Annotated in this window: 9 protein-coding genes and 1 pseudogene; 3 read left to right on the top strand and 7 right to left on the bottom strand. The window is 66.3% G+C overall.

The window, feature by feature from the left end; genetic code table 11:
• Positions 1 to 33 precede the first annotated feature (33 nt).
• Positions 34 to 879 (top strand): annotated as a pseudogene (locus DU475_RS09785) (transporter); the annotation flags it as partial.
• A gap of 94 nt (positions 880 to 973) precedes the next feature.
• Positions 974 to 3,064: a carbohydrate porin gene (locus tag DU475_RS09780; protein WP_246700288.1), complete on the top strand. Its 2,091-nt coding sequence runs from the start codon at positions 974 to 976 to the stop codon at positions 3,062 to 3,064.
• A 144-nt stretch (positions 3,065 to 3,208) separates the two neighbouring features.
• Here DU475_RS09780 and DU475_RS09775 read toward each other — a convergent pair whose 3' ends face one another.
• Positions 3,209 to 4,381: a M20 aminoacylase family protein gene (locus DU475_RS09775; RefSeq protein WP_164631984.1), complete on the bottom strand. Its 1,173-nt coding sequence runs from the start codon at positions 4,379 to 4,381 to the stop codon at positions 3,209 to 3,211.
• Positions 4,382 to 4,505: 124 nt separating this feature from the next.
• Between DU475_RS09775 and DU475_RS09770 the strand changes: the two genes are divergently transcribed.
• Positions 4,506 to 6,125, top strand: a complete 1,620-nt coding sequence (locus DU475_RS09770) for a GMC family oxidoreductase (RefSeq protein WP_164631983.1) — start codon at positions 4,506 to 4,508, stop codon at positions 6,123 to 6,125.
• A gap of 578 nt (positions 6,126 to 6,703) precedes the next feature.
• Here the strand turns inward: DU475_RS09770 and DU475_RS09765 are convergent.
• The 6 genes from DU475_RS09765 to DU475_RS09740 all read right to left on the bottom strand — a co-directional run bounded on the left by DU475_RS09765 (position 6,704) and on the right by DU475_RS09740 (position 14,231).
• Positions 6,704 to 8,158 carry a type I restriction-modification system subunit M gene (locus DU475_RS09765; protein WP_164631982.1) on the bottom strand — a complete coding sequence of 485 codons (1,455 nt, stop codon included), beginning with the start codon at positions 8,156 to 8,158 and terminating at the stop codon, positions 6,704 to 6,706.
• Complete coding sequence (locus DU475_RS09760; RefSeq protein WP_164631980.1) at positions 8,155 to 9,669, bottom strand: restriction endonuclease subunit S; 1,515 nt, start codon at positions 9,667 to 9,669, stop codon at positions 8,155 to 8,157. Before DU475_RS09760 ends, DU475_RS09765 begins: the two co-directional genes overlap by 4 nt.
• Positions 9,670 to 9,753: 84 nt before the next feature.
• Positions 9,754 to 10,164, bottom strand: coding sequence for a PIN domain-containing protein (locus DU475_RS09755; RefSeq protein WP_164631978.1), 411 nt, complete (start codon positions 10,162 to 10,164; stop codon positions 9,754 to 9,756).
• A 7-nt stretch (positions 10,165 to 10,171) separates the two neighbouring features.
• Positions 10,172 to 10,477 (bottom strand): antitoxin, encoded by a 306-nt coding sequence (locus DU475_RS09750; protein ID WP_164631976.1) that lies wholly within the window; start codon positions 10,475 to 10,477, stop codon positions 10,172 to 10,174.
• A 38-nt stretch (positions 10,478 to 10,515) separates the two neighbouring features.
• On the bottom strand, positions 10,516 to 13,254 hold the full coding sequence (locus DU475_RS09745; RefSeq protein WP_164631974.1) for a type I restriction endonuclease subunit R: 2,739 nt from the start codon (positions 13,252 to 13,254) through the stop codon (positions 10,516 to 10,518).
• A 137-nt stretch (positions 13,255 to 13,391) separates the two neighbouring features.
• A complete protein-coding gene (locus tag DU475_RS09740; RefSeq protein ID WP_164631973.1) occupies positions 13,392 to 14,231 on the bottom strand; it encodes a universal stress protein in 840 nt (279 codons plus the stop codon).
• Between the last annotated feature and the right edge of the window lie 106 nt (positions 14,232 to 14,337).

The following is a 14,337-nucleotide window of genomic DNA, read 5'->3' as shown; positions in this document are numbered from 1 at the left end:
AGGTGTGTATAAGAGACAGGGCTACATCTCGATCTCACCGACACCCGCGCGCTGCATTGGATCGGCGGCACCGAGCTGCCGCCGCCGGCCAAGGCCTTGCTGCAGGCCGCGGACGCCTATCAGCAGATCCACAATGTCGGCGGCTGCGTGTACGGGGCGATCGCCGATCTCGGCCGCGACATCGACGAGATCACCGAGGACATCGGCCTGCTACGCTTCGTGATGACCGAGCATCTGGTGATCACCGGACGTCACCAGCCGCTCGGCGCGGTCGATGAGGCGCGGCGGGCGCTGGAGACCGGCCACCGGGTCGAGAACTGTGCCGGGCTGTTCGACATGATCGTCCACAACGTCGCCGAGGCGATCGAAGCGATCGCCGACGACATGGCGCAGGCGCTCGACCGGCTCGAGGAGAAGCTTTTGACCGATGACACCGACGAGTTGCGCCAGGGCCTCGGCCGGCTGCGCCGCAGTTGCGTGCGACTGCATCGGCATCTATCCGGCCTGCGCGTGCTGCTGCATCGGTTCGACCGCGACAGCGCCGAACTCGCTCCGCGGCTGCGGCCGTGCGCCGGCAAGCTGGCGCAGCGGCTCGACGGGCTCGACCATTCGGTGGTCGAGATGCGCGAGCGCAGCCGGTTGTTGCAGGAAGAGCTGCATCTGCAGATCGAGGAGCAGGGCAACAGCAGCCTGCGGGTGCTGTCGGTGCTGACCGCACTGCTGCTGCCCCCGACACTCGTCACCGGCATGTTCGGGATGAACCTGCACGGCCTGCCGTTCGCCGAGGACGCCGGCGGCTTTGTCTGGGCGATCGTGATCATGCTGCTGTCGTCGATCGTCGCCTATGTGGTGATGAAGCGCTTCGGTCTGATCAGGTAGTCAGCCGCCTGTGCCCCTCCTGCTTGCCGGCGTGTCGCAAGCCTGCCCCAGGCCGGGCTGTGGCCCGGCAGCTACGCCGCCGCGAAATCTGACGATGGCTCCGATCGGCGGCACCGGTGTTCCGATCGCTGTGATACGGGACGCAAACTCGAAGACCTGGACGACCGACCGCGTGCAAACCAACCTGCTGTTGCCACTCCTCGCTGCCACCACGATCTGCACCGCCCCTGCGGCGGCGGCCGATCTCGTGCGCACAGCACCGCTCGCGCCGCGCGCGGTGTTCGATTGGAGCGGGTTCTATATCGGCGCACATTTCAGCGCGGTCGCCGGTCACTCCAACTGGAGCTCCGCCCCGGCCGGCGGCAGCGGTTCGATCGATCTGTTCGATGCGTTTCAGTTGTTCAAAGGCACCGGCAGCTACGTGGTCGGGCTGCAGGCCGGCTACAATTGGATGCTGCCGTCGCGCTGGCTGATCGGCGTCGAGGCCGACCTCAATTCGCCGAACACCCTCGGCGGCAATACCGGCAATACCCTGCCGTCGGGCACGGTCGGCGGCCACGATCATCAGGCGTTGCTCGGCGGCACCGTCCGTGGCCGGCTCGGCTACGCGCTGGGCGGCTGGCTGCCTTACGTCACGGCCGGCTTCGCCTGGAGCTACGATCGGCTGCGCTGGCCGCCGGATCCCGCGCTCGCGCAGCAGGAGACCGCGCTGCTGTGGCGGCTCGGCTGGGCCGCCGGTGCCGGCGTCGAGGTGCCGCTGTCACCGGCCTGGAGCGCGCGGGCCGAATATCTGGCGACCGGGTTCGGTAACGGTACGGTCAGCTTTCCGATCGCCGGCGAGCGCGTCACCTCCGACGTGCTGACTCATGCGGTCCGCCTCGGCCTGAACTATCGGCTCGGTGACGACATCGCCAAGACGGATGTCTTCACCAAGGGCATCGAGGCGCTGGAGCTGGAGCGGTTCGCGGTGCACGGCCAGAGCACCCTCACCTGGCAATACGCCCCCGGATTCCGCTCGCCCTATCTCGGCGCCAACAGCCTGAAGCCGAACCAAGCGCGCCAGACCTTCGACGCCACGCTCTACGTCGGCGCCAGACTGTGGGACGGCGCCGAGTTCTGGATCAATCCGGAGATCAACCAGGGCTTCGGCCTCAGCGGCACCTTCGGCGTCGCGGCGTTTCCGAGCGCGGAGTCGTACAAGGTCGGCGCCGACTATCCGTATGCGCGGGTGCCGCGCTACTTCGTCCGGCAGACGCTGGATCTCGGCGGCGCGGTCGAAACCGTGCAGGGCGGGCCCAACCAGTTCGCCGGCAAGCAGAGCGCCGACCGCATCGTGATCACCGCCGGCAAGTTCTCGGTCGCCGATATCTTCGACGTCAACAAATACGCTCACGATCCGCGCGTCGACTTCCTCAATTGGGGTCTCGCCGACGCGCTGACCTTCGACTACGCAGCCGATGCCTGGGCCTTCACCTACGGCGCCGCCGCGGAGTGGTACACCGGGGCCTGGACGGTGCGCGCCGGCGTGTTCGATCTGCCGGTGACGCCGAACAACAGCGACCTCGACCCGACCTTCGGCCAGTTCCAGATGGTCGGGGAGATCGAACACCGCCACGAATTGTGGGGGCTTCCCGGCAAACTGTTGGTGACCGGCTTCCTCAACCGCGCCCGGCTCGGCAATTTCAACGACGCGGTGCGCGTAGCGCAACTGACCGGCACGACGCCGAACATCGCCGACGTGCGCCGCTACACCTCCAAGACCGGCCTGTCCGCCAGCCTCGAGCAGCAGCTCACCGCCGATATCGGGATGTTCGCCCGCGCCGGGTTCAACAACCCGAATCTGGAGGTCAACGCCTTCACCGATTCCGATCGAACGGTGTCGGCCGGCCTGTCGCTGTCGGGACGGATGTGGGGCCGCGCCGACGACACCATCGGTATCGGCGGCCTGCTCAACCACATCTCGGCGTCGCGGATCGCCTATCTCGACGCCGGCGGCCTGACCGCGATCATCGGCGACGGCCGGCTGCCCAATCCGGGCGACGAGAAGGTGATCGAAGCCTATTACAGCCTGCCGCTGTATTCCTGGCGGCTGACCGCGGACTATCAGTTCATCGCCAACCCGGCCTTCAACCGCGACCGTGGCCCGGTCCACCTGATCGCGACGCGGCTGCGCACACAGTTTTAGCTACAGGGATGAGATTCCGTCATGGCCGGGCTCGTCCCGGCCATCCACGTCTTTCATGCGGTCATGTCTCGCAAAGACGTGGATGCCCGGCACAAGGCCGGGCATGACGGAGGCTTTGCACGAAATTCGAGGCGACGCTGAGCGTCACGCCGCGAGCTGGGTCTCCACCAGGCGGACCCAATACGAGGTGCCGTAGACGATCGCCTCGTCGTTGAAGTCGTAGGCCGGGTGATGCAGCCCGGCGCTGTCGCCGTTGCCGATGAACACGAACGCGCCCGGCCGCTTCTCAAGCATGTAGGCGAAATCCTCGGCGCCCATCAGCGGCGGCAGCGGCATCACATTGGCCTCACCGGCGACCTCGCGCGCGATCTGGATCGCGACATCGGTCTCCGCCAGATGATTGACCAGCACCGGATAGCCGCGCTCGTAGGTCAGATCGATCCTGGTGCCGGTCACCTGCGCGACGCCGGCCACCACGTCTCGCACGCGCTGCTCGACCATGTCGCGCACCTCGGCGGTCATCGTCCGCACCGTGCCCTTCAGCTCGGCGAATTGCGGGATCACGTTGCGGGCGTTGCCGGCGTGGAACTCGCACATCGACAGCACCGCGGCTTCGAACGGATCGACGTTGCGCGACACGATGCCCTGCAGCGCGGTGATCAATTGCGCACCGGCCAGCACCGGATCGACGCACAGATGCGGCCGCGCCGCATGACCGCCATGACCTTCGATGCGGATGTCGATCGCATCGGTCGCCGCCATCACCGGGCCCGGGCTGATCGCGAACGCGCCGACCGGAATGCCGGGGCCGTTGTGCATGCCGTAGACCTGCTCGATGCCGAACCGCTCCATCAGGCCGTCGTCGATCATCGCCGCAGCTCCGGCACCGCCCTCCTCGGCCGGCTGGAAGATCACCACCGCATCGCCGGCGAAGTTGCGGGTCTCGGCGAGATAGCGCGCGGCGCCGAGCAGCATCGCGGTGTGGCCGTCGTGGCCGCAGGCGTGCATCTTGCCCGGCACCTTGGAGGCGTAAGGCAGCCCGGTCGCCTCCGTGATCGGCAGCGCGTCCATGTCGGCGCGCAATCCAATGGTGCGGATCTCGCCGCCGTTCGCCGGCTTGGCGCCGCGAATCACGCCGACCACGCCGGTGCGGCCGAGCCCGGTGACCACCTCGTCGCAGCCGAATTCGCGCAGCCGCTCGGCGACGAACGCCGCGGTGCCGTCGACGTCGTACATCAGCTCCGGCTGCTGATGCAGCGTGCGGCGCCAGGCCGCGATGTCGGGCTGCAGATCGGCGACACGGTTGATCACGGGCATGAGGCGGTGCGGCTCCAGTTGTCCAAGCCAGCAGGCTAACCGGCCCGTTCCGCTCCGGCAACTGTACAGCGCCGACCCGCGGCGCTAAGCCTCTACCCAACGACAAAATGCACGGGCGGACTCGATGACGGCACGGATCGAAGGCGAATTCGACACCATCGTGGTGGGCGCGGGCACCGCAGGTTGCATCGTCGCCAACCGGCTATCCGCCGATCCGAGCCGGAAGGTGCTGCTGCTCGAAGCCGGCGGCCGCGACAACTGGATCTGGTTTCACATTCCGGTCGGCTATCTGTTCGCGATCGGCAATCCGCGTTCCGACTGGATGTTCAAGACCGAGCCGGAGCCGGGTCTGAATGGTCGGTCATTGGCCTATCCGCGCGGCAAGGTGATCGGCGGCTCCTCGGCGATCAACGCGATGATCTCGATGCGCGGCCAGGCCGCCGATTACGATCATTGGCGCCAGCTCGGCCTCACCGGCTGGGGCTGGGACGACGTCCGCCCGGTGTTCCGCCGGCTCGAAGACCATTTCCTCGGCGACAGCGAGCATCACGGCAAGGGCGGCGGCTGGCGGATCGAGGCGGCGCGGCTGTCGTGGCCGATCCTCGATGCGGTGGCGAACGCGGCCTGCGAAATGGGAATTCCGCGCAGCGCCGATTTCAACACCGGCGACAACGAAGGCGTCGGCTATTTCCACGTCAACCAGAAGCGCGGCCGGCGCTGGTCGTCGGCGCGCGGCTTTTTAAAGCCTGCGCTGCATCGCTCCAACCTGCGGCTCGAAACCAATGTCGTGGTCGACCGCGTACTGGTCGAGAACGGCCGCGCGGTCGGCGTCCGCTTCTTGCAGAACGGCGTGCCGATCGAAGCCCGCGCCCGCCGCGAGGTAGTGCTGTGCGCCGGCGCGATCGGCTCGATCCAGGTGCTGCATCGCTCCGGCATCGGCCCGGCCGAATGGCTGAAGCCGCTCGGCATCGAACCGGTGCTTGATCGCCCTGGCGTCGGCCGCAACCTGCAGGACCATCTGCAGCAGCGCGCGATCTACAAGGTCAGCGGCGGCCGCACGTTGAACGAGATCTATCACTCGCTGCCACGCCGCGCCTGGATGGGGCTGGACTACGCGCTGCGTCGGCGCGGCCCGCTCACCATGGCGCCGTCGCAGCTCGGCATCTTCACCCGCTCCGACCCGCATCAGGAGCGCGCCAACATCCAGTTCCACGTCCAGCCGCTGTCGCTCGACAAGTTCGGCGATCCGTTGCATCGGTTCTCGGCGATCACCGTCAGCGCCTGCAATCTGCGCCCCACTTCACGCGGCGAGATCAAGCTGAAATCGACAGCCCTCGACGCCGCGCCGTCGATCGCGCCGCATTATCTGTCGACCGCCGAAGACTGCCACGTCGCCGCCGATGCGATCCGCGTCACGCGGCGGCTGATGAAGCAGCAGGCGCTGACGACCTATCACCCCGAAGAGTATCTGCCCGGCCCGTCGGTCGGCGACGACGACGCCTCGCTGGCCAAGGCCGCCGGCGACATCGGCACCACGATCTTCCACCCGGTCGGCACCGCCAAGATGGGCCGCGCCGACGATCCGCTCGCGGTGGTCGATGAAAGGCTGCGCTTCCACGGCCTCGATGGCCTTCGCGTCGTCGACGCCTCGATCATGCCGACGATCACCTCCGGCAACACCAACACCCCGACTGCGATGATCGCCGAGAAGGGCGCGGAGATGATTTTGCAGGATGGGAAGTAAGCGCCAAGCCGCGCCCCGCTCGGGGACTTTCCCGCTCACTTGTCAAACAGCCACGTCGCTTCGTTCTCGCGGCGCCTGATGCGTCCGAGCCGTGCACCCGTCGCTGCGCAGCGAGGGGTGGGGGCGCGCCGGTCGGCGCAAAGGGTGGTGCTGATCGCGATGGCTGCGAACCATCGCGCGACGCCTCGTCGGCGCGCCCACCGCGGCGAGTTTTGAGCCGAAGGACCGTGCTTCCGGGACCGAGCGAGCTTGCGGGCTTTCCCCGGCCTCTACTCGACCCGTCCAGCCTCTGAAGCGGCAGCCGCTCGTAGTAGCGGCGGACGGCGACCCTCGACTTCCCGGACGACGTGGCTGCGAACCACACCGCGCAGGACGCCGCATCCGGCCGGACGATGCCGCGCAGTGCGACTTCGCCGACCCTCACCGGCCAGCCTCCCGGCCGATGATCTGTCCCACTCAACGACGCCTCGCGAAGCGCCCCTCGTGGACAGGACAAAGCGGATTATAGTCACAGTAGGAATTTTGTCAAGTCGGTTCGAGGGCCAGCGTGGACGACGCGCCGCGGAGCGACGGTTGGCTCAAGCCGGCCCCTCCCCCAGCGCCTTCGACACGTTCCGGAAGCGCTCCAGTGCCGTCTCCAGGCTTTCGACGATCTCAGCGGCGACTTCGTCGGGCGGCGGGAGCAAGTCGGGATCGTCGAGGGTGTCGTCCTTGAGCCAGAAGATGTCGAGGTTGACCTTGTCACGCGCCAACAGAGCGTCGAGCGGGTAGCGCCGAAACTTCTCGGTTTCGGTGCGCTGGGCGCGGTGACCCGTCCGGTAGCAGGCGACGAAGTCGTCGAGGTCGGCACGGACCATCGGACGCTCCTTCAAGGTGAAGCGCTGGTTGGTCCGCAGGTCGTAAATCCACAGCTCCCTGGTGGAGGCCGCCTCCGACGGCGGCTTCTTGTCGAAGAACAGCACGTTCGCCTTGACGCCCTGCTTGTAGAAAATGCCGGTCGGCAGCCGCAGCAGGGTGTGGAAGTCGAAATTCTGCAGCAGCCGGCGCCGGATGGTCTCGCCGGCGCCGCCCTCGAACAGCACGTTGTCGGGCAGCACCACCGCTGCTTCGCCGTTCGGCGCCAGCACCGTCATGATGTGCTGGAGAAAGTTGAGCTGTTTGTTCGACGTAGTGACGAAAAAGTCCTGGCGATCGTAGTCCTCGCGCTCGCTGTCGATCTCGCCGTCGTCGCGAACGATGCGGTAGCTTTGCTTCTTGCCGAACGGAGGATTGGTCAACACCACGTCGTAGGTCTTGCCGCCGGCGCCGAGCAGCGCGTCCTTGGCCTCGACGATGGAGTCGACGCCGGTGATGCCGTGCAGATACAGGTTCATCGCCGCGAGCCGCACCACTTCGGGGACGATGTCGACGCCGGAAAACTTGTTCTTCAGCTCGGAATAGACCCGACGGTCGCGCGCCTTCGGGTGCTTCTTCATGTGCTCCCACGCCGCGAGCAGGAAGCCGGCCGTGCCGCAGGCCGGATCGTGCACGGTCTGATGCGGCTTCGGATCGACCAGCGCGACCATCGCCTCAATCACCGGGCGCGGCGTGAAGTATTGCCCGGCGCCGGATTTGACGTCCTCGGCGTTACGGGCGAGCAGCCCTTCGTAGATGCTGCCCTTCACATCGACCGGCAAAGCGAGCCAGGTTTCGCTGTCGATCAGGCCGACCAGGCGCTTGAGCTTGGCCGGGTCTTGGATTTCGTTCTGCGCCTTGAGGAAGATCGCTCCGATAATGCCGGGCTGCTTCGACAGCTTTTCGAGCAGCTTGCCGTAGGTCGCGCCCAGCGCCTCGCCGGACAATTCCTTGATGTCGGCCCAGCGGGCGCCGTCGGGCAGCATCGACGCTTCGCCGATCTGCTCGACCCGCTCCTCGTCCATCTTGAGGAACAGCAGGTAGGAAATCTGGCTGATATAGGCCTGATAGGACACGCCCTGGTCGCGCAGCACATGTGCGAAATTCCAGACTTTGGCGACGAGGGATTGGGCGTTCATGCGTGAGACCTCGCGCCGCGGCCTCGTTTGGCACGGGCCGGCGCCGGACCGGTGGTGGCAAGCCGCTCAAGCAGCGCGGCGGCGGGTTCTTCGGTCGAATCCTGCGGGACGAGGCGTCCCTCGAAGGCGGCCTTGAGGATCGACTGCTTCAGGCGTGCCGCGTCCGCGGCCTCGGCTTCAAGCAATGCCTGGACATCTGCACTGGCGGAGATCGCATCCGAGACACGGCGCAGGATTTCGGCAGCTTCGGCTGGAGGCGGAATAGGGACCATGACAGCATCGAGCACTTCGAGGTTGATGTTCTTCTGCGCCGTGGCCGGAGCATATCTTTCGAGCCGCTGTTGGATGGTCTTCATCCAGATGTGAACCCAATATGGATCGATCTTCCGCACGGGCGTGAGACCCACTATGCTGTCGGGGAAACAGCATTCAAACGTCGTGATAGCTGTTTTCGCGATATTTGCTGCAATGGTGATGCAGAGAGTCCCGGGAGGCCAAACGCGACTCTGCTCAACGCCAACAGCGCTGTATGTCTGCTGATAAGTTCGAATGTAATCATCCGAATTGGCGACAATCCCCGTCTGAACGAAAGGCATTTCACCGCCGTAAAGGCGGGCATCATCTCTTGGGCGGTGACGGGACTTGCCGCGACCGAATTCACCAAGTGTTGAAAGCCTTGTCCACGCCCAGCTCGCAGGAAGCCTGGGCAGGTTTGAATGGTCTATCGCCGCCGGTTCTTTAGCACGGCGACTCCGCCCCTTTGGGACAGCACCTTCGCCGATATTCTGAATTATACGGGTCAAGAAATCTTGCCCCGTCTCCGACACCGGGTTTGCCGCCCGCCAGTCCTTCGTCAGCTCGCCGGTGACGGCGGCTTTCAGCAGGGCGCGGCGGAAGGTGTCCAGCCCGTCGCGCGCAGCCACCAACGCCGCCTCGCCCTCGGCGATCTCGGCGAACAGCGCATCGATTCGCGCCACGATACGGCGTTGTTCGGCGAGCGGCGGCAACGGGATTAACAAATCTTCCACAAAGGATCGAGGAAGTTCTCGCTGATTTGTCGAACCGACGTGGCTGTCAACGACGAGCCGCTGAACGCGCGTCGTTTCGATAAAGTACCCAAGATAGGCCGGCAGGACTGAAACAGGCCGAACCAGAGTAACATGCGAGTCGATAGTCAACTCGGGAAAGGAGCCGTCATAGACGAGTGCGCGGCCAATCGTGCCCGTTCCGGTCGAATTCCATAGAAGGTCGCCCGCTTGAAGATGCAGTTCAGGAGCGAGACGAACAAACGCCGATCGGGCCGTTTGTTTGAAATGCTTTGCTTCGAGACGACGCCAGCGGATGCACTTCTGGTTGACGACCGGAACACCGTTGCTATCGACATAGGTCGGCCCTCGGCCTCGGCCGATAAAGCTGGACAAGCGCTTTAGCGGCACCCATGCCCAGCCCTCCGGTACTGGCCAAGGGCCGCCGTCGGCAAGCGACTCCTCAACTCTCTCCGCCAACGCCACACGACAATCCATTACGCCACCGCCACCAGTTCAACTCATCCAACACGTCGGTCTCGCGTGCGCGATCAGCGCATGCTCAGCCCGTCACGCCGCCCAATCGGTCACCATCAGTCCGGGCACACGCTCGAACTCTCGCCGGTTGGCGGTAACCAGGATCGCGCTGCGGGCGCGCGCCTGCGCGGCGATCAGGATGTCGTAGGGCCCGATCAGTGCGCCCACGCGGCTGAGGACGGCGCGGATGTCCGCGGCCTCCGCGGCGGCGGCTTCGTCGAAGGCGACGACGATCATGCCGGCATCCTCCAGAAAGGCGTCGAGGACGCGCATGTTCGCTTCCGGCCGTTGGCTGTTGAGCGCGCCAAAGCGCAGTTCGAACAGCACGACGGTGGAGATCGCAAGCGGGCGACTGGCTGCGCATGCGGCGGCGAAACTGTCGCGCAGCCGCGGCGTTCGCCTGCGCAGCAGATCGACGACCACATTGGTATCGAGAAACAACATTGCGCCGTCAATCGAACGACGGCTTGTCGTCGAGATCCGGGCGCAAATCGTCGTCCGTCAGGTCCGGAAAATCGCGCGCGCCGAGCGCGTCGAGCTTGGCCCAGAACGCCTCGGCGTCGAACGGCTTCCGCTTCAGCGGTTCCAGGATGACCTTGTCGCCCTGCCGCGAGACGCGCACCTCCGAGCCTTCGAAGCGGAACGCCTTGGGCAGGCGCACCGCCTGACTGCGGCCGTGCATGAACAGCTTGGCGGTCGCCGGCTCGCCGGGCGCGGCTGGCGACGTAGCCTTGGGTCTCCCGGCACGATTGGGCATGACCTGCCCTCCAAAGTGGTATCTACCATCGATAGATATCATGCCACCAAAGCCTCGGTCAATTCGTCCAGCAGACCCGGCAGCCGCGCCCCGAACAGCGCGCGGGCTTTGACGATGCCGCCGCGTCCGGAAAACTCCGGCGCGTCCATCATGTCTTCGGGGCGGATTTCGACATTGACGCCGATATGGTCGCGGATCGCCATCAGCCACGACCGCTGCTCGTCGGTGTAAGTGCGGCCCGCCTTCTCTTCGCGGCCGAGCCAGAGATTGAACCGGCCGGCGATCACGGCCGGCAAGGACTCCAGCGACTCCGCTTCGCCGATCGCGTAGCGCACCAGCATGACGATGTCGGCCAGCGTGCCGGCCGGATTGCCCCTCACCTTCTCGGCGGACAGGCGCTTGTAGGCACGCCAGATGTCGATCGGCTCCAGCAGCCACGGCGGGCGCTTCAACGCCTCGCGGAGGTCGTCGACGGCGTCATAGGTGAGCCGGCGCTGCGCGTAGGGCAGCCGATACAGGATTTGCAGGGCGACCAGCTCGTCGCGGCGCTCGTCGAGGAAGCGTTTGAAGCGGTCAACGGTGTCGGCGGCCTTGCCGGCGTCCCAGCCCGACGACACGACGGCGTCGGTGGAGATGGTGTCGATCCGGATGTCGGCCGCCGCCTTGACCTCCTTCAACAGCCGCCGCAGCGCCGGGTCGTCGAACAGGGCGGCGGCGCCTTCCTTGGCGGCGTCCTTGGCCTTGGTCTGCTCCGGCGCCGGCGCGTCGGCCGGCACCCGGCCGGCGAGCACGTCCGGATCGATGGCATCCAGCAGCCGGGAAGCGAGGCCCGCCAGATCGACGCCGCCCGATGCCTTGACGATGGCGGCGCGGTCCTTGTCGCCGATCCGGCGGTCGAGCGCCGCCAGGCGCGCCGCCAGCGTGGCGAAGGCGTCGTCGTCGCGCCGCCCCGCCGCGATCTCGTCGATCAGCTTGTCGAAACCAATCTTGCGGTCGCGCTCCAGCGGCTGCGACACCGTCTTCAGGCTTTCGGAGACGCCGACGGCGTCGATCAGGACGAAGCGGGTCTTGGCCTCGGCGTCGGGGGTGACCTCGCGCAGCTTTTCCGGCGAGATGGTGCGCGCGCCGCGGCCCTTCATCTGCTCGAAGTACAGCTCGGACCGCACGTCGCGCAGGAAGATCAGCACCTCCAGCGGCTTCACGTCGGTGCCGGTGGCGATCATGTCGACGGTGACGGCGATGCGGGGATTGTAGTCGTTCCGGAACGACCGGATCAGCCCCTCCGGATCGGCGCCGTCGGTCTTGTAGGTGATCTTCTTGGCGAAATCGTTGCCCTTGCCGAACACCTCGCGGACGATCAGCGTGATCTCCTCGGCATGGTGGTCGTCCTTGGCGAAGATCAGCGTCTTCGGCACCTCGCTGCGGCCGGGAAACAGTTCGGTGAACAGCGTGTCCCGGTAGGTCTCCAGCACGGTACGAATCTGGTTCGGCACCAGCACGGTGCGGTCGATCTCGTCGGGCGTGTAGGAGAAATCCTCGGACAAGGTTTCGTAGCGCTCGGCGCGGGTGCGCTTGTCGCGGACGGGCAGGTCGTAGCCGGCCTTCACGGTAGACCCGCGCTCGCCGATCTCGGTCCTGATCCGGAAGATCTCGAAGCCGACATTGACGCCGTCGACCACCGACCGTTCGTAGGGATATTGCGCCACCAAGTTGCGGCCGAAGAAGCCGAGGGTATGCAGCGACGGCGTCGCCGTCAGGCCGACGGTGAAGGCGTCGAAATAGTCCAGCACCTGGCGCCAGGTGCCATAGATCGAGCGGTGGCATTCGTCGGTGATGACGAGGTCGAAAGTCTCGATCGGGATGGCGGGGTTGTAGGCAACCAGGCGCTCGGCGTCGGCGCGCGGCGCCTCGAACGCCGATCCTTCCTCGTCCTCCTCCGACAGCTCCTTTCCCGTGAGCACCGAATAGACCCGCTGGATCGTCGCGACGACGATCTGGGCGTCCTTGTCGAGGCCGGCGGGGCCGAGCTTCTGGACGTTGTAGATTTCGGAGAACGACCGGCCGGTGCCCGGCGGACGGTAAGCCAGATACTCGTCGCGAGTTTGCCTGACGAGGTTGGCGCGGTCGGCGAGAAATAGGATGCGCTTGAAGCCGGCGTGCGCCAGCAGCCGGTAGCTCAAGGTGCAGGCGGTGAAGGTCTTGCCGGCGCCGGTCGCCATCTGCACCAGCGCGCGCGGCCGGTTCTCCGCCATCGATTTTTCGAGGGCTGCGACGGCGTCGATCTGGCAGGCGCGCAGCCCGTCGGTGACCACCGCCGGGAGCGCCTGGAGCCGGCCGCGGAGGGTGGCCGGCTCCTTGAGCCACCGCTCCAGCGTCTCCGGCCGGTGGAAGGTGAAGACGCGGCGGGAGGCCGGCGCCGGATCGGCGTGGTCCCGAAACAGAGTCTCGGTGGCCGACGCCACGTATTCGAACCGGACCTGGCCTTCCTCGCGAACCAGGTGTCGTGGCAGGTGGGCGATATAGCGCTCGGCCTGCTCGGCGAAGCCGGATAGGGTCGTCCCGCCGGCCTTGGCCTCGATCACACCGCACAGGCGCCGGCCGACGAACAGCGCGTAGTCGACGGGCCCGGACGCGGTCTGAAATTCGCGGACCGCCACGCCGAGGCCGGCGCCGAGGTTCATGTCGTCGCGGGACTGCACCAGCCATCCGCACCCGACCAGCCGCCGGTCGATCGACGACCGGGCCTTGTCCTCGGGGTGGAATGCGGTTTCGCTCACAGGTTGAAGCTGTATCGGAACTCGACGCGGTTCGAAAGCACCCAGTTCGGAACAACCGCCTTGCACCGACGACGCCGACCTCTTGACCGCGTGCCGACCAGGGTCATGCCCGGCACGCCGTTCCGCTTTCGCAGACGTCAATGCGAGATCAGCGTCGGGATCGACACCTTACTCAGCAAGGTGCGGGTCACGCCGCCGAACAGCAATTCGCGCTTCGGCGAGTGGCTGTAGGCGCCGAGCACGATCAGGTCGGACTGGTCATCGGCGGCGTAGCGACGGATCACCTCGGCGACCGACTCGCCGTTGGACCGCAGTCGTTCGACCCGTGCCGCGACGCCGTGGCGACTGAGATAGTGAGCGACGTCGGCGCCGGGCTCTTGGCCGTGCAGCGGATTATTGGTCGGGTCGACCACGACCACCGACACCTTCTCGGCCGCGCACAGCATCGGCAGCGAGTCGGTGATTGCGCGCCGCGCTTCGCGGCTGGCGTTCCAAGCGAACAGGACGTTGCGCGCGGTCGTCCCCTCCGGCCAGCCGGCCGGAATGATCAGCACCGGAACGCCGGTCGAGAGCAGCATCTGTTCCGGCGACCATCCTGCGGGCAGGCCCGCGGACGGATGCCCGACCACGACGAGATCGGCGTGGAGGCAATGCAGCCGCACCAGTTCGCCGACGTCGCTGCCGCGAATAGCGCGATATTCGAACGAAGCGTCGTCCCGCGCCGCCATCGCCTCGAAGCTGCGGCCCGCCGCCTGCAGCGCGTTGCTCTCGATCAGATTGTGCCGCTCCAGCATGTCGCGGATCGCGGCGCCGCCCTGGATGTTGCTGTCGGCGCTATCGTGCTGCCACGCATTCGGCACGATGAAGAGACCGATCAGATGCGCCTGATGACGCATCGCCAGACCGGCGGCGTAGCGCACGCGCGCGTCACTGGCTGGGGTCTGGTCGACGAATACGACGATTGTTTTGAAGGCCATACGCTCACCGCTGATCAAGGCCAGTCGTTGCCGGCACGACTAGCGAAGATAGGTCGGCAAGGGGATGCGGTGTTGCGTCACGTCAACGCACAGGCCAGGCGATCCG

The organism is Rhodopseudomonas sp. WA056, assembly GCF_010906995.1.
Lineage (GTDB): Bacteria > Pseudomonadota > Alphaproteobacteria > Rhizobiales > Xanthobacteraceae > Rhodopseudomonas > Rhodopseudomonas palustris_G.
The sequence above is the reverse complement of the archived record's forward strand: the minus strand, read 5'-3'. Positions and strand labels throughout refer to the sequence as shown.

Bases quoted from the DNA above. Each gene is read 5' to 3' on its own strand.
- DU475_RS09780 (WP_246700288.1), top strand. From the start codon at position 974: ATGGCTCCGATCGGCGGCACCGGTGTTCCGATCGCTGTGATACGGGAC.
- DU475_RS09775 (WP_164631984.1), bottom strand. From the start codon at position 4,381: ATGCCCGTGATCAACCGTGTCGCCGATCTGCAGCCCGACATCGCGGCC.
- DU475_RS09770 (WP_164631983.1), top strand. From the start codon at position 4,506: ATGACGGCACGGATCGAAGGCGAATTCGACACCATCGTGGTGGGCGCG.
- DU475_RS09765 (WP_164631982.1), bottom strand. From the start codon at position 8,158: ATGAACGCCCAATCCCTCGTCGCCAAAGTCTGGAATTTCGCACATGTG.
- DU475_RS09755 (WP_164631978.1), bottom strand. From the start codon at position 10,164: ATGTTGTTTCTCGATACCAATGTGGTCGTCGATCTGCTGCGCAGGCGA.
- DU475_RS09750 (WP_164631976.1), bottom strand. From the start codon at position 10,477: ATGCCCAATCGTGCCGGGAGACCCAAGGCTACGTCGCCAGCCGCGCCC.
- DU475_RS09740 (WP_164631973.1), bottom strand. From the start codon at position 14,231: ATGGCCTTCAAAACAATCGTCGTATTCGTCGACCAGACCCCAGCCAGT.